At 64.7% G+C, this 16,740-nt stretch carries 18 protein-coding genes and 1 tRNA gene; 16 read left to right on the top strand and 3 right to left on the bottom strand.

The features are described from left to right. The first annotated feature begins 21 nt into the window (after window positions 1-21). The 12 genes from bioB to AC58NV_RS18070 all read left to right on the top strand — a co-directional run bounded on the left by bioB (window position 22) and on the right by AC58NV_RS18070 (window position 12,412). Complete coding sequence (bioB, locus tag AC58NV_RS18125) at window positions 22-999, top strand: biotin synthase BioB (RefSeq protein ID WP_019294655.1); 978 nt, start codon at window positions 22-24, stop codon at window positions 997-999. Continuing rightward, window positions 999-2,135: an 8-amino-7-oxononanoate synthase gene (locus AC58NV_RS18120; RefSeq protein WP_497228361.1), complete on the top strand. Its 1,137-nt coding sequence runs from the start codon at window positions 999-1,001 to the stop codon at window positions 2,133-2,135. The genes bioB and AC58NV_RS18120 overlap by 1 nt, the downstream gene beginning before the upstream one ends. Continuing rightward, on the top strand, window positions 2,135-2,761 hold the full coding sequence (gene bioD, locus AC58NV_RS18115; RefSeq protein ID WP_497228360.1) for a dethiobiotin synthase: 627 nt from the start codon (window positions 2,135-2,137) through the stop codon (window positions 2,759-2,761). Before AC58NV_RS18120 ends, bioD begins: the two co-directional genes overlap by 1 nt. Next, window positions 2,758-4,056, top strand: coding sequence for an adenosylmethionine--8-amino-7-oxononanoate transaminase (gene bioA, locus AC58NV_RS18110; RefSeq protein WP_497228359.1), 1,299 nt, complete (start codon window positions 2,758-2,760; stop codon window positions 4,054-4,056). Before bioD ends, bioA begins: the two co-directional genes overlap by 4 nt. A gap of 3 nt (window positions 4,057-4,059) precedes the next feature. After that, window positions 4,060-4,674, top strand: coding sequence for a pimeloyl-ACP methyl esterase BioG family protein (locus AC58NV_RS18105; protein ID WP_497228358.1), 615 nt, complete (start codon window positions 4,060-4,062; stop codon window positions 4,672-4,674). Then, on the top strand, window positions 4,674-5,465 hold the full coding sequence (bioC, locus tag AC58NV_RS18100) for a malonyl-ACP O-methyltransferase BioC (protein ID WP_497228357.1): 792 nt from the start codon (window positions 4,674-4,676) through the stop codon (window positions 5,463-5,465). The genes AC58NV_RS18105 and bioC overlap by 1 nt, the downstream gene beginning before the upstream one ends. A gap of 162 nt (window positions 5,466-5,627) precedes the next feature. Beyond that, window positions 5,628-6,596, top strand: coding sequence for an ABC transporter substrate-binding protein (locus AC58NV_RS18095; RefSeq protein WP_497228356.1), 969 nt, complete (start codon window positions 5,628-5,630; stop codon window positions 6,594-6,596). Between the two features lie 384 nt (window positions 6,597-6,980). Continuing rightward, window positions 6,981-7,946, top strand: coding sequence for an ABC transporter substrate-binding protein (locus tag AC58NV_RS18090; protein WP_497228355.1), 966 nt, complete (start codon window positions 6,981-6,983; stop codon window positions 7,944-7,946). Window positions 7,947-7,956: 10 nt separating this feature from the next. Beyond that, window positions 7,957-9,009 (top strand): quaternary amine ABC transporter ATP-binding protein, encoded by a 1,053-nt coding sequence (locus tag AC58NV_RS18085; RefSeq protein ID WP_497228354.1) that lies wholly within the window; start codon window positions 7,957-7,959, stop codon window positions 9,007-9,009. Then, the gene (locus AC58NV_RS18080) at window positions 9,009-11,045 is read left to right on the top strand and encodes an ABC transporter permease (protein ID WP_497228353.1); all 2,037 of its coding nucleotides are present in this window, start codon (window positions 9,009-9,011) and stop codon (window positions 11,043-11,045) included. The genes AC58NV_RS18085 and AC58NV_RS18080 overlap by 1 nt, the downstream gene beginning before the upstream one ends. A 123-nt stretch (window positions 11,046-11,168) precedes the next feature. Then, the gene (locus AC58NV_RS18075) at window positions 11,169-11,831 is read left to right on the top strand and encodes an NnrU family protein (protein ID WP_497228352.1); all 663 of its coding nucleotides are present in this window, start codon (window positions 11,169-11,171) and stop codon (window positions 11,829-11,831) included. 62 nt (window positions 11,832-11,893) lie between these two features. Continuing rightward, on the top strand, window positions 11,894-12,412 hold the full coding sequence (locus AC58NV_RS18070; protein ID WP_497228351.1) for a DUF2478 domain-containing protein: 519 nt from the start codon (window positions 11,894-11,896) through the stop codon (window positions 12,410-12,412). Between the two features lie 131 nt (window positions 12,413-12,543). Here AC58NV_RS18070 and AC58NV_RS18065 read toward each other — a convergent pair. Beyond that, window positions 12,544-12,627, bottom strand: a tRNA-Tyr gene (locus AC58NV_RS18065). A gap of 120 nt (window positions 12,628-12,747) precedes the next feature. On the opposite strand from AC58NV_RS18065, the gene rlmB reads away from it, so the two are divergent. The 3 genes from rlmB (at window position 12,748) to AC58NV_RS18050 (ending at window position 14,755) form a co-directional block, all read left to right on the top strand. Continuing rightward, entirely contained in the window at window positions 12,748-13,524 is a 777-nt protein-coding gene (gene rlmB / locus AC58NV_RS18060) for a 23S rRNA (guanosine(2251)-2'-O)-methyltransferase RlmB (protein ID WP_497228350.1), read from the top strand. Between the two features lie 106 nt (window positions 13,525-13,630). Further along, entirely contained in the window at window positions 13,631-14,080 is a 450-nt protein-coding gene (locus AC58NV_RS18055; RefSeq protein WP_497228349.1) for a YHS domain-containing (seleno)protein, read from the top strand. Window positions 14,081-14,284: 204 nt separating this feature from the next. Further along, window positions 14,285-14,755 carry a CoA-binding protein gene (locus AC58NV_RS18050; protein ID WP_497228348.1) on the top strand — a complete coding sequence of 157 codons (471 nt, stop codon included), beginning with the start codon at window positions 14,285-14,287 and terminating at the stop codon, window positions 14,753-14,755. Window positions 14,756-14,995: 240 nt separating this feature from the next. Here AC58NV_RS18050 and AC58NV_RS18045 read toward each other — a convergent pair whose 3' ends face one another. Together AC58NV_RS18045 and hisF are read right to left on the bottom strand one after the other, a co-directional pair. After that, window positions 14,996-15,313 (bottom strand): phosphoribosyl-ATP diphosphatase, encoded by a 318-nt coding sequence (locus AC58NV_RS18045; protein WP_497228347.1) that lies wholly within the window; start codon window positions 15,311-15,313, stop codon window positions 14,996-14,998. 11 nt (window positions 15,314-15,324) lie between these two features. After that, window positions 15,325-16,086, bottom strand: a complete 762-nt coding sequence (gene hisF, locus AC58NV_RS18040) for an imidazole glycerol phosphate synthase subunit HisF (RefSeq protein WP_497228346.1) — start codon at window positions 16,084-16,086, stop codon at window positions 15,325-15,327. A gap of 206 nt (window positions 16,087-16,292) precedes the next feature. On the opposite strand from hisF, the gene AC58NV_RS18035 reads away from it, so the two are divergent. After that, the gene (locus tag AC58NV_RS18035) at window positions 16,293-16,739 is read left to right on the top strand and encodes a DUF302 domain-containing protein (protein ID WP_497228345.1); all 447 of its coding nucleotides are present in this window, start codon (window positions 16,293-16,295) and stop codon (window positions 16,737-16,739) included. Window position 16,740: the final 1 nt, after the last annotated feature.

The raw sequence follows: 16,740 nt of genomic DNA, 5'->3' as shown, positions 1-16,740 counted from the left end.
GTATAGAGAACAGGAGACAGCATGCTGGACGCTGCACCCATCCGCACCGACTGGACCCGCGAGGAAGCGGAAGCGATTTATAACAAGCCTTTCATGGACTTGCTGTTTCAGGCGCACACCGTCCACCGGCAGTATTTCGACCCCAACCAGGTGCAGAAATCCAAGCTCCTGAGCATCAAGACCGGCGGCTGCGCCGAGGATTGCGCCTATTGCTCGCAGTCGGCCCGCAACGGCGCGCAGCTCTCGGCGTCCAAGCTGATTGAAGTGCAGCGGGTGATCGCCGAGGCCAAGAAAGCCAAGGAAGGCGGCGCGACCCGCTACTGCATGGGCGCCGCCTGGCGCTCGCCCAAGGACCGCGACATGGCGGCGCTTGAGGCGATGGTGCAGGGCGTCAAGGACCTGGGCATGGAAACCTGCATGACCCTGGGCATGCTGGACGAGGAACAGGTGTTCCGCCTGCGCGATGCAGGTCTCGATTATTACAACCACAACATCGACACCTCGGAGCGCTACTACTCCGAGATCATCACCACCCGCACCTTTGCCGACCGCATCGACACCCTGAACCGGGTGCGCGAGGCGGGCATCAAGGTCTGCTCCGGCGGTATCGTCGGCATGGGGGAAAAGCAGCTGGACCGTATCGACATGATGCTGGCGCTGGCCACGCTGGAGGTGCACCCGGATTCGGTGCCGGTCAACATGCTGATCCCGATCGCCGACACGCCACTGGCCAATGTCGAGAAGCTGGACCCGATCGAATTCGTCCGCTCTGTGGCGCTGGCCCGCATCCTGATGCCGAAATCGCATGTGCGCCTGTCGGCAGGCCGCACCGACATGTCGGACGAAATGCAGGCGATGTGCTTCTTTGCCGGTGCCAACTCGATCTTTGTGGGCGACACGCTGCTGACCGCGGACAACCCCGAAGAGGACAAGGATCAGCAGCTGTTCGACCGTCTGGGCATCACCGCCATGGCTGCGGGCTGCGACGGCAGCCGCTGATGGCGGGCGCCTTCCCCAGGCATGAGAAATCGCTGGAAGCGCTGCGCACGCGCGGGCGCTACCGGCAGCTGATGCCGCGGGACGGGCATGACTTTGCCTCCAATGACTACCTCGGCCTGGCGGGCAGCGATGTGCTGCGCGCCGCCGCCGCTGACGCATTGGCGCGCGGGGTGCCGGTGGGGGCGGGCGGCTCGCGTCTGCTGCGCGGCAATGATGTTGAACACCAGCTTCTCGAATCTGAAGCTGCAGAGTTCTTCGCCACCGAAGCCGCGCTGTTCATGGGTGGCGGTTTCAACGCCAATCAGGCGATCTTCTCCACCCTGCCGCAGCAGGGCGATCTGGTGCTCTATGATGCGCTGATCCATGCCAGCACCCATGACGGGATGCGGCTGGGCCGGGCGGAGACCCGCTGCTTTGCCCATGGCGACGCGGAAGGCGCGGCACGAGTCCTGAAAGCTTGGCGCGCCGAGGGTGGCGATGGCCAGGTCTGGATCGCGGTTGAGGCGGTCTATTCTATGGACGGCGACCTCGCCCCGCTGGAGGCGCTGATGGCTCTGGCCGATGCCGACGGCGCAGTGCTGGTGGTGGATGAGGCGCATTCAACGGGCGTGTTCGGCGATCTTGGCCGCGGGCTGGCACATGAAATCTCCCACCGCCCGAATGTGCTGAGCCTGCACACCTGCGGCAAGGCGCTGGGCGCCTCCGGCGCGCTGATCTGCGGCCAGCGGGTGCTGATCGAGACGCTGATCAACAAGGCGCGCGGGTTCATCTTTGCCACCGCCCCGTCGCCCCTGAACGCAGCGCTGGTGCGGGCGGCGTTGCAGGAATTGCAACAGAACCCGGGCCGCCGCGAACGGGCGTGGCAGGGAATTACCCATGCGCAAGATGAGGCCAAACGCCTGTGCGCGCTGAAAGGCTTCCAGAGCCAGATCCTGCCGGTGGTGATCGGCGACGACAAACGCACCATGGCACTGGCCGCAGCGATGCAAGACCGCGGTTATGACATCCGCGGCATCCGCCCGCCGACGGTGCCGCGCGGCACCTCGCGGCTGCGGCTGTCCATCACATTGAACACAGGGGCAAGGATCATCACCCAGATGTTCGAAGACCTTGCCCGGGAAATGGAGACTGCCTAATGAGCGCGCTGATCGTGACCGGAACCGATACCGGTATCGGCAAGACCATCTTCTCGGCCGGCCTGGTGCAGGCGCTGGGCGCCACCTATTGGAAGCCGGTGCAATCGGGGCTGGAGGAGGAGACCGACAGCCAGACCGTGTCCCGCCTGTCGGGCCGCCCGGCGCTGCCTGAAGGCTACCTGTTGCAACTGCCCGCCTCGCCGCATCTGTCGGCGGAAGCCGAGGGGGTGGAGATCGACCCGGATACGCTGTCTTTGCCTAAGGTGAACGGTACGCTCATCGCTGAAGGGGCAGGCGGGCTGATGGTGCCGCTGAACCGCAAGGTGCTGTACCTCGACCTTTTCGCCCGCTGGCGCGCGCCGGTGATCCTCTGCGCGCGGACGCAGCTGGGCACGATCAACCACACTCTGATGTCTCTGAAGGCGCTGCGGGATGCGGGCTGTGCGGTGGTGGGCGTGGCCTTTATCGGCGACGCGGAACCGGCGGTAGAAGAGACCATCTGCCAGTTCGGCCAGGTGTCGCATCTGGGCCGCCTGCCGGTTCTGGGCGAGCTGACCTCTGACGCTTTGGCGGTGGCCTTTCAGGCCAGCATCCGGGTGGATCTGATCAAGGAGGCCCTGGCATGAGCGCGTCCTGCCTCACCCAGCTTGAATTCGACCAGCAGCACCTCTGGCATCCTTACACCAATGTCGCCAAGCCCGGCCCGACCTTCGTGGTGAAGGAAAGCGAAGGTGTGCACATCACGCTGGATGACGGCACCCGGCTGATCGACGCCATGTCGTCCTGGTGGTGCATGATGCACGGCCACAAGAACCCGGCGATCACCAAGGCAATACACGACCAGCTCGACACCCTGCCGCATGTGATGTTCGGCGGGCTGACCCATGACCCGGCCATCGACCTGGGCCGCAAGCTGCTGGAGATCACCCCCGAAGGCCTCACCCGCATATTCTATTGCGACAGCGGTTCGGTCTCGGTCGAGGTGGCGATGAAGATGGCGGTGCAGTACCAGCACGCCATCGGCCAGCCGGACCGCAAGGAGTTCGCTACCATCCGCTCCGGCTATCACGGCGATACCTGGAAGGCGATGAGCGTCTGCGACCCGGACACCGGCATGCACCACCTGTTCCAGGGCGCGCTGAGCATGCAGCATTTCGTCTCCCGCCCGCCCATCCGCATCCACGAAGAGTGGAATGACGACCCGGCCCGGAACGGCTTGGGCGAGCTGCGCGCGGTGCTGGAAGCCAATGCGCAGAAGATTGCGGCCTTCATCCTGGAGCCCGTGGTTCAGGGCACCGGGGGGATGTATTTCTATCACCCGGAATATCTGAACCAGGCCCGTGCCCTTTGCGACGAGCTGGGCATCCTGTTGATCTTCGACGAAATTGCCACCGGCTTCGGCCGCACGGGGGAGCTGTTCGCCACCAATTTCTGCACCGTCGAGCCGGACATCATCTGCCTCGGCAAGGGGCTGACCGGCGGCCATATCTCGTTCGCCTGCACCATGACTAATGACCGGGTGGCCGAGGGCATCGGCGGCGGCAATCCCGGCTTGTTCATGCATGGGCCGACCTATATGGGCAACCCGCTGGCCTGTGCAGCGGCCAAGGCCTCGCTGGACCTTCTTACGGGGCAAGACTGGCGCGGCACTGTGGCGGCCATCGGCGAACAGATGCAGGCCGAACTGGCCCCGGCCCGCGACCTGCCCAATGTGGCGGATGTGCGGGTGCTGGGCGCCATCGGCGTCATCGAGATGACGCACCGCGTCTCGGCGGATGAGGCGCATGCGCGGGCGCATGAAATGGGCGTATTCCTGCGGCCCTTCGGCTCCAACATCTATACCATGCCGCCCTTCATTACATCGCCGGATCAGCTGAGCGAAATCACCGCAGGGATGCTGCGGCTGGCGCGGGAGCTGTAGGCCATGGAGTTCCGCTGGCTCAAACAGGATAGTGCAGCCGAGGCCATCGTGGTCTTCGGCGGCTGGGCTGTGGGGCCGGAGGTGTTCTGGCACTTGGACGGCCTGCAGGACATCCTGTTTGTAAGCGGTTACGCCGGTCTGGATGCAGACCTGCCGGACCTGTCCGGCTACGAGCAGGTCAGCCTGCTGGCCTGGTCCTTCGGTGTGGCTTCTTACGCTCATTGGCAGCAGGGGCGGCCCGATCCGTTCCATCGCAAGGCGGCGGTGAACGGCAGCCTCAAGCCGGTGAACCGCGGCGCGGGCATTCCCCCAGCCATGTTCCGCCGCACCGTGGAAACCCTGAGCCTGGACAGCTACCAGCAGTTCCTGGGCCGGGTGTTCGGCGCGCCGCAAGGGGCCGAGGCGCTGGACGTTGAAGCCCGGCGCGCAGAACTTCTGGCGGTGGAGCGCCGCGGGGATGCTCCGCAAATGCGCTTTGACCGCGTCTGGATCAGTTCCGGCGACAAGATTTTCCCGCCTGCCAATCTGGCCCGCGCCTGGGCCGGGCAGAACATTTCGCATCTGGAGGCGCCGCATGCGCCGTTTGACCGGTTTGCACAGTGGGAGGAGCTGTTCTGATGAAGGACATCCAGCCGCCGCATCTGGATCAGACCCGTGTGCGCCAGAGCTTCCGGCGCGGGCTGGAGAGCTATCACGGCGCGGCCTCGGTACAGGCGGAAATTGCCAGCCAGCTGGCGCAGATGCTGCAGGCGCAGGGCGCGCCGCGGCACTTCGGCAGCGTCCTGGAGTTCGGCTGCGGCACCGGCCACCTGACCCGTCAGCTGCTGCAGCGGTTCGGTGCGGACAGCCTGATCCTGAACGATCTGGTGCCGGAGGCCGCACAGGTGCTGCGGACGCTGGATAGCACCGCCGCGGCGCAGTCCCGGTTTGCAGCCGGCCCGATCGAATGCCTGCCGCTGCCGCATCAGCTGGACCTGATTGCCTCTGCCTCTACCGTGCAATGGATTCCCGGCCTGGCGGCGCTGTTGGCCCGGCTGGCAAACCATCTGAAGCCCGGCGGCTGGCTGGCGCTTTCGGGTTTCGGCCGCAGCCAGTTCCGTGAATTGGCGGCGCTGGGGTCCGACGCCGCGGCGCCCAGCTATCTGGATGCGGATGAATGGCCGGCCGCCCTGCCGGAGGATTTGGAGATCCTGCAGATCGAGCAGCACCCGGTGGTTCTGGAGTTCGACTCTGCATTGCATCTGCTGAGGCACCTGCGCCGGACCGGGGTGAACGGCAACGCCCAGCAGGGCTGGAGCCGCAGGCAGCTGCGGTCTTTCGAGGACGCCTACCGCGAGCGGTTCGGCCGAGGCGGCAAACTGCCGCTGACTTACGATCCGGTGCTGCTGGCGGCGCGGCGCACAGGCTGACGCGCAAGCGTTCTTGAAGCAAGTTTTAGGTTTTTTTCTATTCAATGGCGCGGCCGTTCCCGCCCCCCGTTAATCTTTGTCAACTCCCGCCTGATACGCCGGTTCCCGGAGCTGCGCTGAAGTGCAGCGCGTGGGACGACTGGCAGTACGGGAGTAACGCCAATGAAAATGAATGTGATTGCCGCGGCCTTTGCGGCGCTGGCGGTTTCGGGGGCCGCCGAAGCAGCTGATATGGGGGATGCGGGAACTCCGATCCGGCTGTCGCTGAACAACTGGACCGGCCAGCACCTGTCCACCTATATCGCCGGCGGCATTCTGGAAGAGGCCGGCTATACCGTCGAATACGTCGAGGCGGATCAGAGCGCCTTGTATGGGGAAATCGCCAATGGCGATGTCCACGCGATGGTGGAGATCTGGACCAGCAGCGACCCGGAAGAATACTTCGATCTCGTGGACGAAGGACGGCTCGAAAACCTGGGGGACATGGGGCTGGACGCGCGCAACGGGGTGGTCTTCCCGCCCTATGTGGCGCAGATGTGCCCAGGCCTGCCCAATTGGGAGGCGCTGCGCGACTGCGCGGGCATCTTCTCAAAGGATGGCAAGGGCAAGCGCGGCATCTATCTGGCCTACCCGGAATCCTGGGGATCGCCCGGGGCCGACCGGATCCGGGCGCTGGACCTGCCGTTTGACGTGGTCGCTGCCGAATCCGAGGCGGCGATGATCGAGGCCTTCCAGACCGCCTACCGCGAGAAGCGTCCGGTGATCTCCACCTTCTGGGCGCCGCATTGGGCGATGTCCTCTTACGCGCTGCAGTTCGTTCGCCTGCCCAAGCCGGAGCCCGCCTGCTACACCGATCCTTCCTGGGGGCCGAACCCCAAGGCCACTGGCGATTGCGACTTCTACCGGGGCGGGGTGGTCAAGGCGAGCTGGCCGGAGCTTAAGGACCGCTGGCCTGCCGCACACGAGATCCTGAAGAACTACGAGCTGAGCATTTGGGACCAGCAGCCGCTGATCGGACTGGTGGATGTCCGCGGCGAGACCCCGCAGGGGGCGGCACGCGGCTGGCTGGCGGTGAACCGCGCCAAGTGGATGCCTATTGTCGAGGAGGCCACCGGCAAAGCCCGGTCCTGACCCGCGCAGTTTCCTCCAAACTCCGAAACAGCGCCCCCGCGATGCAGGGGCGCTGTATTGCTGTCCGGGCATCCGTGTTGCGGCCCTGAAAGCAGCTGCGGTAAGCGCTGCAGAGCAGGGGCGGGTGATTCCGAAACTTGTGTGTTTGCACAAAAACTTGAACCGTCAATCAAAATATTTCACCTTTTGCGCCGCTATCGCTCGACAAAGCGTCGTAATATGTTCCAATACTTGCATTATCCCCGGCCACACTTGAGCCTCTGGCACCTGCAGGCAAGAAGAAGACAAGCCAAAACGCCGGACAGCTGCCATGAACCGCCGGGTTCCAAAGGCGCGCCCAGCCGGACAACCGGCGGCGCAACAACAATGACAGGGAGAATTGATATGAACTTCAAGGGATATGCGCTGGCACTGGGTGCTGCAACTATGACGGTTGCTGCGGGCATCGCCTCCGCCGCCGAACTGGGCGACACCAGCAAGCCGATCAAACTGGCAGTGAACGAATGGACCGGCCAGCATGTGACCACCCAAATCGCGGGCGAGATGCTGAAGGCCGCGGGCTATGATGTGGAATATGTCTCTGCCGGGATGATGAACCAGTTCCAGGCCATCGCCGATGGCGACATCCATGCAACGCTGGAAATCTGGTCCTCCAACGTCTCGGATGAATACGCCAAAAAGGTCGAGGAAGGCACCGTTGTCGAGCTGGGCGACCTGGAGCTGAACGCCCGCGAAGGCATCGCCTATCCGGCCCATGTGGCCGAGATCTGCCCCGGCCTGCCGGCCTGGGAAGCGCTGAAGGACTGCGCCGCGCAATTCGCCACTGCCGAAACCCTGCCCGAAGGCCGCTTGGTTGACTATCCGGCCGACTGGGGCACCCCGGGGGCCGACCGCATGACCGGTCTGGGCTTGCCGTTCAAGGCGGTGCCTGCCGGGTCCGAGGCGGCGCTGATCGTCGAGCTGCGCGCTGCCACCGAACGCAAGACGCCGCTCTTGATCACCTTCTGGCAGCCGCACTGGGCGATGTCGGCCTATGATGTGAAATTCGTCGATCTGCCGCCTGGCGAGGACGCCTGCTTCAGCGATCCGGCCTGGGGCCCGAACCCGGACGCGGTGAACGACTGCGACTTCTCGCCCTCGCGTATCTTCAAGGCTGCTTGGTCCGGCACCGCGGAAACCTGGCCTGCGGCGTTTGAGATCCTGTCGAACTACACTCTGGCCGTGGAAGACCAGCAGCCGATGATGGGCGCGGTCGACGTGGACGGCGGCAAGGTCGAAGAGGTGGTTGCCGAATGGATGGCCGCAAATGAGGACAAGTGGCGCCCGGTTGTCGACGCCGCAATCAACTGAGCCTAGCCCAGTGAGCGGCTCTGAGACGCCTGCCATCACCTGCCGGAATGTCTGGCAGGTGTTTGGCAACAACGCAGACAGCGCCCTGAAAGAGGCGCTGTCGCGGCACGAAACACCCGAAGCAGCGGCACAGGAGTTGCGCGGCAAAGGGTTGATCCCCGCAGTGCAGGACGCCTCCTTTGACGTGAAGGAGGGGGAGCTGTTTGTGATCATGGGGCTGTCCGGTTCCGGCAAGTCCACCCTGATCCGCTGCATCTCGCACCTGCTGCACGCTACTGGCGGCGAAATCCGCATCGACGGCGAGAACATCGTCGAGGCCAGCCCCAAGCGGCTGATCGAGCTGCGCCGCAAGAAGCTGGGCATGGTGTTCCAGCACTTCGGCCTGTTCCCGCATATGACCGTGGCGGAAAACGTCGCCTACCCGCTGCGGGTGCAGGGCGTGAAGAAGAAGCAGCGGCTCGCCAAGGCACAAGAGGTGATCGAACTTGTCGGCCTCGGCGGGCGCGAAAAGAACTACCCGCGCGAATTGTCCGGCGGCCAGCGCCAGCGCGTCGGCATCGCCCGCTCGCTGGTGGCTGATTGTTCTGTCTGGTTCCTGGATGAGCCGTTCTCGGCGCTGGACCCGCTGATCCGGCGGCAGCTGCAGGATGAGTTCCTGGAGATCCAGGCCAAGCTGAGGACCACCATCGTTTTCATCACCCATGACATCAACGAGGCGCTGAAGCTGGCCGACCGCATCGCCATCATGCGCGACGGCAAGGTGGTGCAGATCGGCACCCCGGCCGACATCGTGCTGCGCCCGGTCGATGACTATGTGCGCGAGTTTTCCAAAGATGTGGCCAAGGGCCGGCATGCGCGCGTGTCTTCGGTGATGCAGGAAGGCGAGCACCATGTTTACGGCGCCGACGATCCCGGCCTGCGCCAGGATATGACGCTGGATGCGGCCCTGGCGCGCTGTATGGAGCTGTACGAACCCGTGCCGGTCCGCGCGCCGGATGGCAAGCTGGTCGGCGTGGTGAACCCTGCAGACCTTGCTGCCGCGCTGCAGGTGGAGCAGGGCTGATGGCAGGTCTTTCGAAAGGCTCGATTGCGGCGCTGATCGCGGCGGCGGTGGGCGCCCTGTGCCTCCTGCTGGAAAGCAGTGTGCCGTGGCTGGTGAAATTCCCCGCCGCCTGGGTGCTGCCCGCCACCGACTGGGTTGGGGCATTCATGGAATGGTTCCTGGCGCTCATCAAACCAACCGCCCGCGCCTTCTCGGCGCTGATGTTCTACCCGATGGAAGCCGCCAACTACGTGCTGAGCAGCACCCCTTGGCCGCTGGTCATCTGCGCCACCACGGCGCTGGCCTGGATGCTGGGCGGCCTGCGGATGGCCCTCATGTCTGTTGTGGGCCTCGGCTTTGTGCTCGCCTCCGGCTACTGGCCCGAAAGCATGAACACCCTGGCGCTGGTTGCCGTCTCGGTGCCGCTGGCGCTGATCATCGGCGGCGGCATCGGCATCCTTGCCAATGAATACCCCCGTATCCGCCAGCCGGTGCAGGCAGTGCTCGACATCATGCAGACGGTGCCGACCTTTGCCTATCTTACGCCGTTGCTGGTGCTGTTCGGCTTTGGCCCCGTGGTCGGCCTCATCGCCTCCGCCATCTACGCGGCGCCGCCGATGGCGCGCAATGTGCTCCTTGGTCTCGAACGCGTGGAGCCGGAGATCAAGGAGGCCGCCATCATGGCCGGCGGCACCCGCCTGCAGCAGCTGTTCCAATGCGAGATCCCTTCTGCCGGGCAGCAGATCATGGTGGGCGTCAACCAGTGCCTGATGGCGGCGCTGTCGATGGTGATCATCGCCGCCGTGATCGGCGGCTTTGACGACATCGGCTGGGAGGTCCTCTTGACCATGCGCAAGGCCCAGTTCGGCCAAAGCCTGCTGGCGGGCCTGGTGATTGTGATCTTTGCGATCCTGATCGACCGGATGAGCGGCACCCTGACCCAGGACCGGCGCGACAGGCATGACCGCCGCGTTGCCTGGGGCATCCTGGCGCTGGGCGTCGTGGTCAGCGTAGCTTTCTGGAGCAGCGTTCAGCAGCCCGGAACCTATGGCCTGTTCAACCCGGTGGCGGACAGTGTCGACCGGGGGCTGTCTTCCTTCACCAGCGCCAATGCGGAGTTTCTGACCGCGCTCAAGAACAACGTTTTGTTCTATGTGCTGCTACCGATGCGGATCGGGCTGGATCAGGCGGTGCTGCCCTTCACCTGGGGGGTTGCCTGGACACCGGCGATGAGTGCGGCGCTGTTTGCGGCGGGCGCCGTTGCCGGCGTGGTTTTTGCACTGCGCGGCCAGCTAGCGCTGGGCGTGATGCTGCTGATTGCGGCGGGGATGCTGGAAACCGGCATTTCGCAGCTTCCCTGGCCCTTTGTTCTGGTGGGCGCGGGCGCGCTGGCCTGGGTCGCAGGCGGCCGCGGGCTGGCGATCCTCACGGTGGTGCTGCTGGGCACCATCCTGCTGTCCGGCCTGTGGGAGCGGGCGCTCTTGTCGCTCTACCTTTCTGGCGCTGCGGTGTTCGCCTGCGCGGTGATGGGCGGCGCCATCGGCTTGGCCTCGGCGGTCTCGCCAGGCGTCTGGCGGGTGGTGCGCCCGGTCTGCGACATGCTGCAGACCATTCCGCTGTTCGTGTTCCTGATCCCGGTGCTGATGGTGTTCCAGATCGGCGAGTTCTCCGCCTTCCTGGCGATCATCGCCTATGCCATCGTGCCGATGATCCGCTACACCCGGCACGGGCTGGTCTCGACGCCGGAAGAGATGATCGAGGCAGCAACCGCTTCCGGCGCCACAAAGTGGCAGATGCTCAAGGATATCCGCGCGCCTTATGCGGCACCTTCTATCCTCTTGGGGCTGAACCAGACCATCCTCTATGCCTTTGCGATGCTGGTCATTGCGGCGCTGATCGGCACCACCGGCCTCGGCCAGTCGATCTACCTGGCGCTGGGGCAGGCGGATGTGGGGCTGGGCATCTCTGCCGGCGCGGCGATGGCGATCCTCGCCCTGATCGCCGACCGCATGGTGCAGGGGTTTGCCGAGGAGCGGCGCAAGGCCTTGGGGCTGTAACGAACCTCAAGTCCAAAAAGAGAAGGGCGCCCCAGTGGCGCCCTTTTTTGATCTGGGGCAACGTTTTATACTGCCAGCCCGCCTATAGCTGCACTCAAGACTGATCAATATCCGGAGAACCCCATGGGCTGGCTTGAATTCACCGCCGCGCTGATGCTGTTCCTGGCCAGCCACGCGATCCCCGTGCGCCCGCCGGTGCGGCCCTGGCTGGTCAGCCGCCTGGGGCTGCGCGGCTATATCGTCGCCTACAGCGTGCTGTCGCTGGCGATCCTGGCCTGGCTGGTCGTGGCCGCGGCGCGGGCGCCCTATGTCGGTGTGTTGCCCTATTGGGAGGGTTTCCGCTGGGTGCCGCTGCTGGTGATGCCGCTGGCCTGCTTGCTGGCGGTTGCGGGCATGATGCGGCAGAACCCCTTCAGCTTTGGCGGGCTGGGGCTGCGCGCCTTTGATCCTGAGAAACCCGGCATCCTGGCTGTCAGCCGGCACCCGCTGCTGGCGGCGATGGCGCTCTGGGCCGGGGCGCATCTGCTGGCCAATGGCGACCTAGCGCATGTGATCCTGTTCGGCCTCTTCGCGGGCTTTGCCTGGATGGGCATGGCACTGATCGACAAGCGCAAGCAGCGCCAAATGGGGCAGGGCGAATGGCGCCGCCTCAGCCGCAACACCGCGCGGCTGAACCTTGGCCGCCTGCGGCCCGCGGCCGGCGAAGCCGGGCTGGCGGCGGCGGTGTTCCTGGCGCTGCTGATCTTGCACGCTCCCATCATCGGCTACAGCCCGCTGCCCTGGTAGGGCTTGACCCCGGCGGCCGCATGACCACCTATGAAACGACACGAGACTGGAGAGACCGACAAATGCACCTGGCCTATGTGATGACCGAAGAGCGCGGCGCCACCGACCGCCTGCTGAGCGAACTGGCCGACCGGCTGCAGGCCAAGGGCCTCCGCCTGGCCGGCATCGTGCAGACCAACGTGGAATGCTACGACAAGGAGCTCTGCGACATGGATGTGCGGGTGCTGCCGGACGGCGAGACCATCCGCATTTCGCAATCCCTGGGCGCGGGCGCCCGTGGCTGCCGCCTGAACCCCGAGGCGCTGGAGCAGGCGGTCGGACAGGTTACTGCGACGCTGCATACAGACCCTGCGCCGCAGCTGCTGATCGTCAACAAGTTCGGCAAGCACGAGGCCGACGGGCGCGGCATGCGCCCCATCATAGGCGAGGCGCTGGCGCTGGGCATCCCGGTGATATCCGGCGTCAACAAGATGAACGTGGGGCCGTTCCAGGCATTTGCCGACGGCATGGCGGTCGCTGCAGGCCCGGATCTGGATTCGCTGGTGGCCTGGGCGGAACAGGCGGTAGCCGAAACCGCCTGACTTTCGGATTGCTGTTTTAAATCAGATGGAAAGCCCGCATAGCTCACGCGGGCTTCTGCTGTGTCGCGCAGCGCGCGGCCTGTTCAGCCTGCTGCTGAACCACCATCATCTGTCATCTGAAAGAGGGAAGATGGTGGGCGACCCTGGAATCGAACCAGGCGTGCGTCTCCGCGAGGGAGTTACAGTCCCCTGCCACACCTTGCGGCCTGTCGCCCACTGTCAGTTGCGTGTTGCACCTGATGTGGAGGCGTGATTACAAGCAGGCCAAAGGGGCGTCAACCGGAAAAACGCAAGTTTTTCGCGCGCCTCGCAAATTCTTTCTGCCGGAGAGCAAAATGTCCAAGAAACCCAAGTGGGTCGTCGAAAAAGAGCAGGCCAAAAAGGCCGCCGCAGCGGAAACCGTATGGCTGTTCGGGCTGCATGCGGTGCGCGATGCGCTGCTCAATCCGAAGCGCGAAAAATTGCGCCTGATGGTGACGATGAACGCGCAGGCGAAGCTGGCGGATGCAATCGAGGAGTCCGGCATCGAGGCAGAGGTCATCGACCCGCGCAAGTTCAACCCGCCGATCGACCCGCAGTCCGTGCACCAGGGCGCGGCGCTGGAGGTGAAGCCCTTGAACTGGGGCGGGCTGGCCGAGAACTGCATCGGCCGGGAAGCCCCGCGGGTGCTGCTGCTGGACCGGGTGACCGATCCGCACAATGTCGGCGCCATCCTGCGCTCCGCCGAGGTGCTGGGCGCCAGTGCGGTGATCGGCACCCGCCACCATTCAGCCCCGGAGACCGGCGCGCTGGCCAAGACCGCCAGCGGCGCGCTGGAGCGTCAGCCCTATCTGCGGATGCGCAATCTCGCTGATACCATCACCGAGCTGCAGGGTATGGGATTCATCGTGCTGGGGCTGGATGGCGAGGCGGATGAGACCATCGAGTCGGCTCTGGAGGGCAAGCAGCACCTGCCGGTGGCTCTGGTGCTGGGCGCCGAGGGGCCAGGGCTGCGTCAGAAGACCAAAGAAACCGTTGACGGGCTGGTCAAAATCGATGCCGCAGGCGGCTTCGGCTCGCTTAATGTCTCCAACGCGGCAGCCATCGCGCTCTACGCCTCCATCGCCCGCTGACGCCCCTGGTGTCACGTCCTGATCACATCTGCGTATGCTGCCTTTGCAAAGCCGGGGCTGTGCGGCAGACTGGCAGGCCAGTTGCAAGCAGTGAATGGAGTGCAATGTGATCCTGCGCCTGGTCCTGATGGCTGCCGCGGTGCTGTTCCTGTCCTTGCCGGAGGCGGCGCGGGCTGAACCGGCGGTGTTTTCCTCCCGGTCGGGGGTGGCCATCGGCGGATATGACGCGGTTGCGTTTTTCGAGCACGGCGCCGCAGAGCATGGGCGCCGCAGCCATGCGGTGATGTGGAAAGGTGTTGTCTGGCGCTTTGCCTCCGCCCGCAACCAGGCGCGATTTGAGGCCAATCCGCGCGCCTATGCGCCCGCCTTTGGCGGCTACTGCGCCTATGCCATGTCGATGGGGCTTCTGCACGAAGGCAACCCGCAGTTGTGGGTGATAGTTGATGGTGAGCTTTTTCTGTTGAATAACAGGCGGGTGTATGTGCTGTGGCAGGCTGACGCAGCAAATCTGATCACTGCCGGCCGCAGCCATTGGCCTGCTGTGTTGCAAAAATAGCTTGTCACCTCACAAATGCGTGAGGGGCACTTTTATTTTTCAAACTGTGGCCCATATTCAATACAGACTGCGGAGTGGAACCACCGCAGATCTTTTTCACTGTCCCTCGTTCCATACCTCGCGCCCGGTTCGTCCGGGCGCATTTTTATTGGCCCGCAGCGAATCCGTCTATGCGGCTGCCGGCGCCGCGGATAGGGTGCCCGCATGACAGACTACAGCGACGAACATCTGAAAAAGGTCCTGCAGCGCGCCAAGATTGTGGCCGTGGTGGGCGTGTCGATGAATCCGGTGCGCCCCAGCTACTATGTGGCGCGCTATCTGGGCCTCAAAGGCTACCGGGTGATTCCGGTGAACCCGGGCCATGCGGGCAAGATGCTGTTCGGAGAGACGGTGCGGGCCAGCCTGTCGGAGATTGATCTGCCTGTGGACATGGTCGACATCTTCCGCCGGTCCGAAGCGGTGCCGCCGATTGTGGACGAGGCGCTGGAGGTGTTTCCAAAGCTCAAAACCATCTGGATGCAAATCGGGGTGGAACACGCCGAAGCCGCCGCCAAGGCAGAGGCGCGCGGCGTGACGGTGATCCAGAACCGCTGTCCCAAGATCGAATACCAGCGCCTGTTCGGCGAGCTGCGCATGGGCGGCTTTGCAACCGGGATCATATCCTCGAAACTTTGACGGCTGGCGCGGGGCGGGGCGCTCCCGCCCGTTCCCGCCGCCCCGAGGGGCGGCCTTCACGGTTGGGCCGGGCGCCGCTGCGCGGCGCTTTTTCCTTGCTGAGAAGCCCTGATGGGCAGGTTTGCCCGTCAGGGCCTTGTCGATTGTGTTGTTTTTGGTGCGTCAAGGGCAAGCCGCGCGTGCCGCGCGGAGGCTGCGCCTCCCTTGACCCGCCGCGAGCGGGCCGGCCGAGCGCTAGGATCAGCCCTTGGGGCGGCTGGCTTTCTCGGCAATGCCGCTGAGGCCCTGACGCTCGGCCAGCACCTGCAGCACGTCGTCCAGCGCCACGTCCCGGGCGGCCAGCATCACCAGGAAATGATAGAGCACATCGGCGCCTTCGGATGCGAGCCCTGCCTTGTCGTTCTTCACCGCTTCGATAATCGCCTCAATGGCTTCCTCGCCGAACTTCTCGGCGCATTTCTCCGGCCCTTTGGCCAGCAGTTTGGCGGTCCAGCTGGTGTCCGGATCGGAGCCTTTGCGGGACAGGATGGTGGCTTCGAGATCGTGCAGCAGGCTCATCACATGCCCCTTCAGTTCAGCCGCATCGGAATGCCGGCAGCGGCCATGTGTTCCTTGGCTTCCTGGATGGTGTATTCGCCGAAGTGGAAGATCGAGGCCGCCAGCACCGCACTGGCGCCGCCCTTGGTCACGCCTTCCACCAGGTGATCCAGATTTCCTACGCCGCCCGACGCAATCACCGGCACGTCCACCGCGTCCGAAATGGCCTTGGTCAGAGGCAGGTTGAAGCCTGATTTGGTGCCGTCGCGGTCCATCGAGGTGAGCAGGATTTCCCCCGCGCCCTTGGCCACCACGGTCCGCGCGAATTCCACCGCGTCAATGCCGGTCGGCTTGCGTCCGCCGTGGGTGAAGATCTCCCAGCGGCCCGGCTCCACCGTCTTGGCGTCGATGGCGCAGACGATGCACTGGCTGCCGAACTGGTCCGCGGCCTCGGCAATCACGTCCGGGTTGGCCACGGCGGCCGAGTTGAAGGAGACCTTGTCAGCACCCGCCAGCAGCAGTGCCCGCACGTCTTCCTTGGTCCGCACCCCGCCGCCCACTGTCAGCGGCACAAAGCACTGCTCGGCGGTGCGCTGCACCACGTCGAACATGGTGCCACGGTTTTCATGGGTCGCGTGAATGTCGAGAAAGCAGATCTCGTCGGCGCCGGCCGCATCATAGGCCTTGGCCGATTCCACCGGGTCGCCCGCATCGCGCAGGCCGACAAAGTTGACACCCTTGACCACGCGGCCGTCGGCGACGTCGAGACAGGGAATGATACGGGTCTTCAGCATGATGCCGTGCCTTTCAAGCTGCTTGGCCCCGTGGGTACGCAATGCCTGCGGCAAGCGCAACAGATATGGCGGAAGATGCGCGTTTTGGTCCGGGCAGGTCGTCCGCGCAAATCCGCCGGAACAGGCCGGTCTCGCAGATTTGAGTTGTCTGCTTGGCTTGCCTGCCCGGATCATGGACAGACGCCGTGACATTTGGAGAAACCGTTATGACAAAACCCCTTATCCTTGCAGGCGCCATCGCGCTTGCCTCTGCATTTCCCGCTGCGGCGGAGCTGGTGACGGTGGCAAGCCAGAAACCGGTGTCAGAAACCATGGACGCGCTGCAGGCAGCGGTTGAGGGCGCGGGCGCCACCGTGTTTGCCCGGGTGGACCATGGTGCAGGCGCGCAGAACGCGGCGCTGGAGCTGAGCCCGTCGCAGTTGCTGATTTTCGGCAACCCCAAGCTGGGCACCCCCGCGATGCAGGCGGACATGCGGGCCGGGCTCTACCTGCCGCTCAAGGTGCTGGCCTATGAGGATGCGGACGGTCAGGTCTGGCTGACCTACGAGGACCCGGCAGAGATGCTCTCGGGCCTCGATATCCCCGCGGACGCCGGGTTCATCGCCAAAATGCAAGGCGCTTTGGGCAAACTGACGGCGGCGGCGGCTGAATAGG

It is taken from the genome of Leisingera sp. ANG49 (assembly GCF_059694505.1).
The sequence above is the reverse complement of the archived record's forward strand: the minus strand, read 5'-3'. Positions and strand labels throughout refer to the sequence as shown.

What these genes read in the sequence shown, in the direction of transcription:
- bioB (WP_019294655.1), top strand. Translation starts at nt 22, where the DNA reads ATGCTGGACGCTGCACCCATCCGCACCGACTGGACCCGCGAGGAAGCG.
- AC58NV_RS18120 (WP_497228361.1), top strand. Translation starts at nt 999, where the DNA reads ATGGCGGGCGCCTTCCCCAGGCATGAGAAATCGCTGGAAGCGCTGCGC.
- bioD (WP_497228360.1), top strand. Translation starts at nt 2,135, where the DNA reads ATGAGCGCGCTGATCGTGACCGGAACCGATACCGGTATCGGCAAGACC.
- bioA (WP_497228359.1), top strand. Translation starts at nt 2,758, where the DNA reads ATGAGCGCGTCCTGCCTCACCCAGCTTGAATTCGACCAGCAGCACCTC.
- AC58NV_RS18105 (WP_497228358.1), top strand. Translation starts at nt 4,060, where the DNA reads ATGGAGTTCCGCTGGCTCAAACAGGATAGTGCAGCCGAGGCCATCGTG.
- bioC (WP_497228357.1), top strand. Translation starts at nt 4,674, where the DNA reads ATGAAGGACATCCAGCCGCCGCATCTGGATCAGACCCGTGTGCGCCAG.
- AC58NV_RS18095 (WP_497228356.1), top strand. Translation starts at nt 5,628, where the DNA reads ATGAAAATGAATGTGATTGCCGCGGCCTTTGCGGCGCTGGCGGTTTCG.
- AC58NV_RS18090 (WP_497228355.1), top strand. Translation starts at nt 6,981, where the DNA reads ATGAACTTCAAGGGATATGCGCTGGCACTGGGTGCTGCAACTATGACG.
- AC58NV_RS18080 (WP_497228353.1), top strand. Translation starts at nt 9,009, where the DNA reads ATGGCAGGTCTTTCGAAAGGCTCGATTGCGGCGCTGATCGCGGCGGCG.
- AC58NV_RS18075 (WP_497228352.1), top strand. Translation starts at nt 11,169, where the DNA reads ATGGGCTGGCTTGAATTCACCGCCGCGCTGATGCTGTTCCTGGCCAGC.
- AC58NV_RS18070 (WP_497228351.1), top strand. Translation starts at nt 11,894, where the DNA reads ATGCACCTGGCCTATGTGATGACCGAAGAGCGCGGCGCCACCGACCGC.
- rlmB (WP_497228350.1), top strand. Translation starts at nt 12,748, where the DNA reads ATGTCCAAGAAACCCAAGTGGGTCGTCGAAAAAGAGCAGGCCAAAAAG.
- AC58NV_RS18050 (WP_497228348.1), top strand. Translation starts at nt 14,285, where the DNA reads ATGACAGACTACAGCGACGAACATCTGAAAAAGGTCCTGCAGCGCGCC.
- AC58NV_RS18045 (WP_497228347.1), bottom strand. Translation starts at nt 15,313, where the DNA reads ATGAGCCTGCTGCACGATCTCGAAGCCACCATCCTGTCCCGCAAAGGC.
- hisF (WP_497228346.1), bottom strand. Translation starts at nt 16,086, where the DNA reads ATGCTGAAGACCCGTATCATTCCCTGTCTCGACGTCGCCGACGGCCGC.
- AC58NV_RS18035 (WP_497228345.1), top strand. Translation starts at nt 16,293, where the DNA reads ATGACAAAACCCCTTATCCTTGCAGGCGCCATCGCGCTTGCCTCTGCA.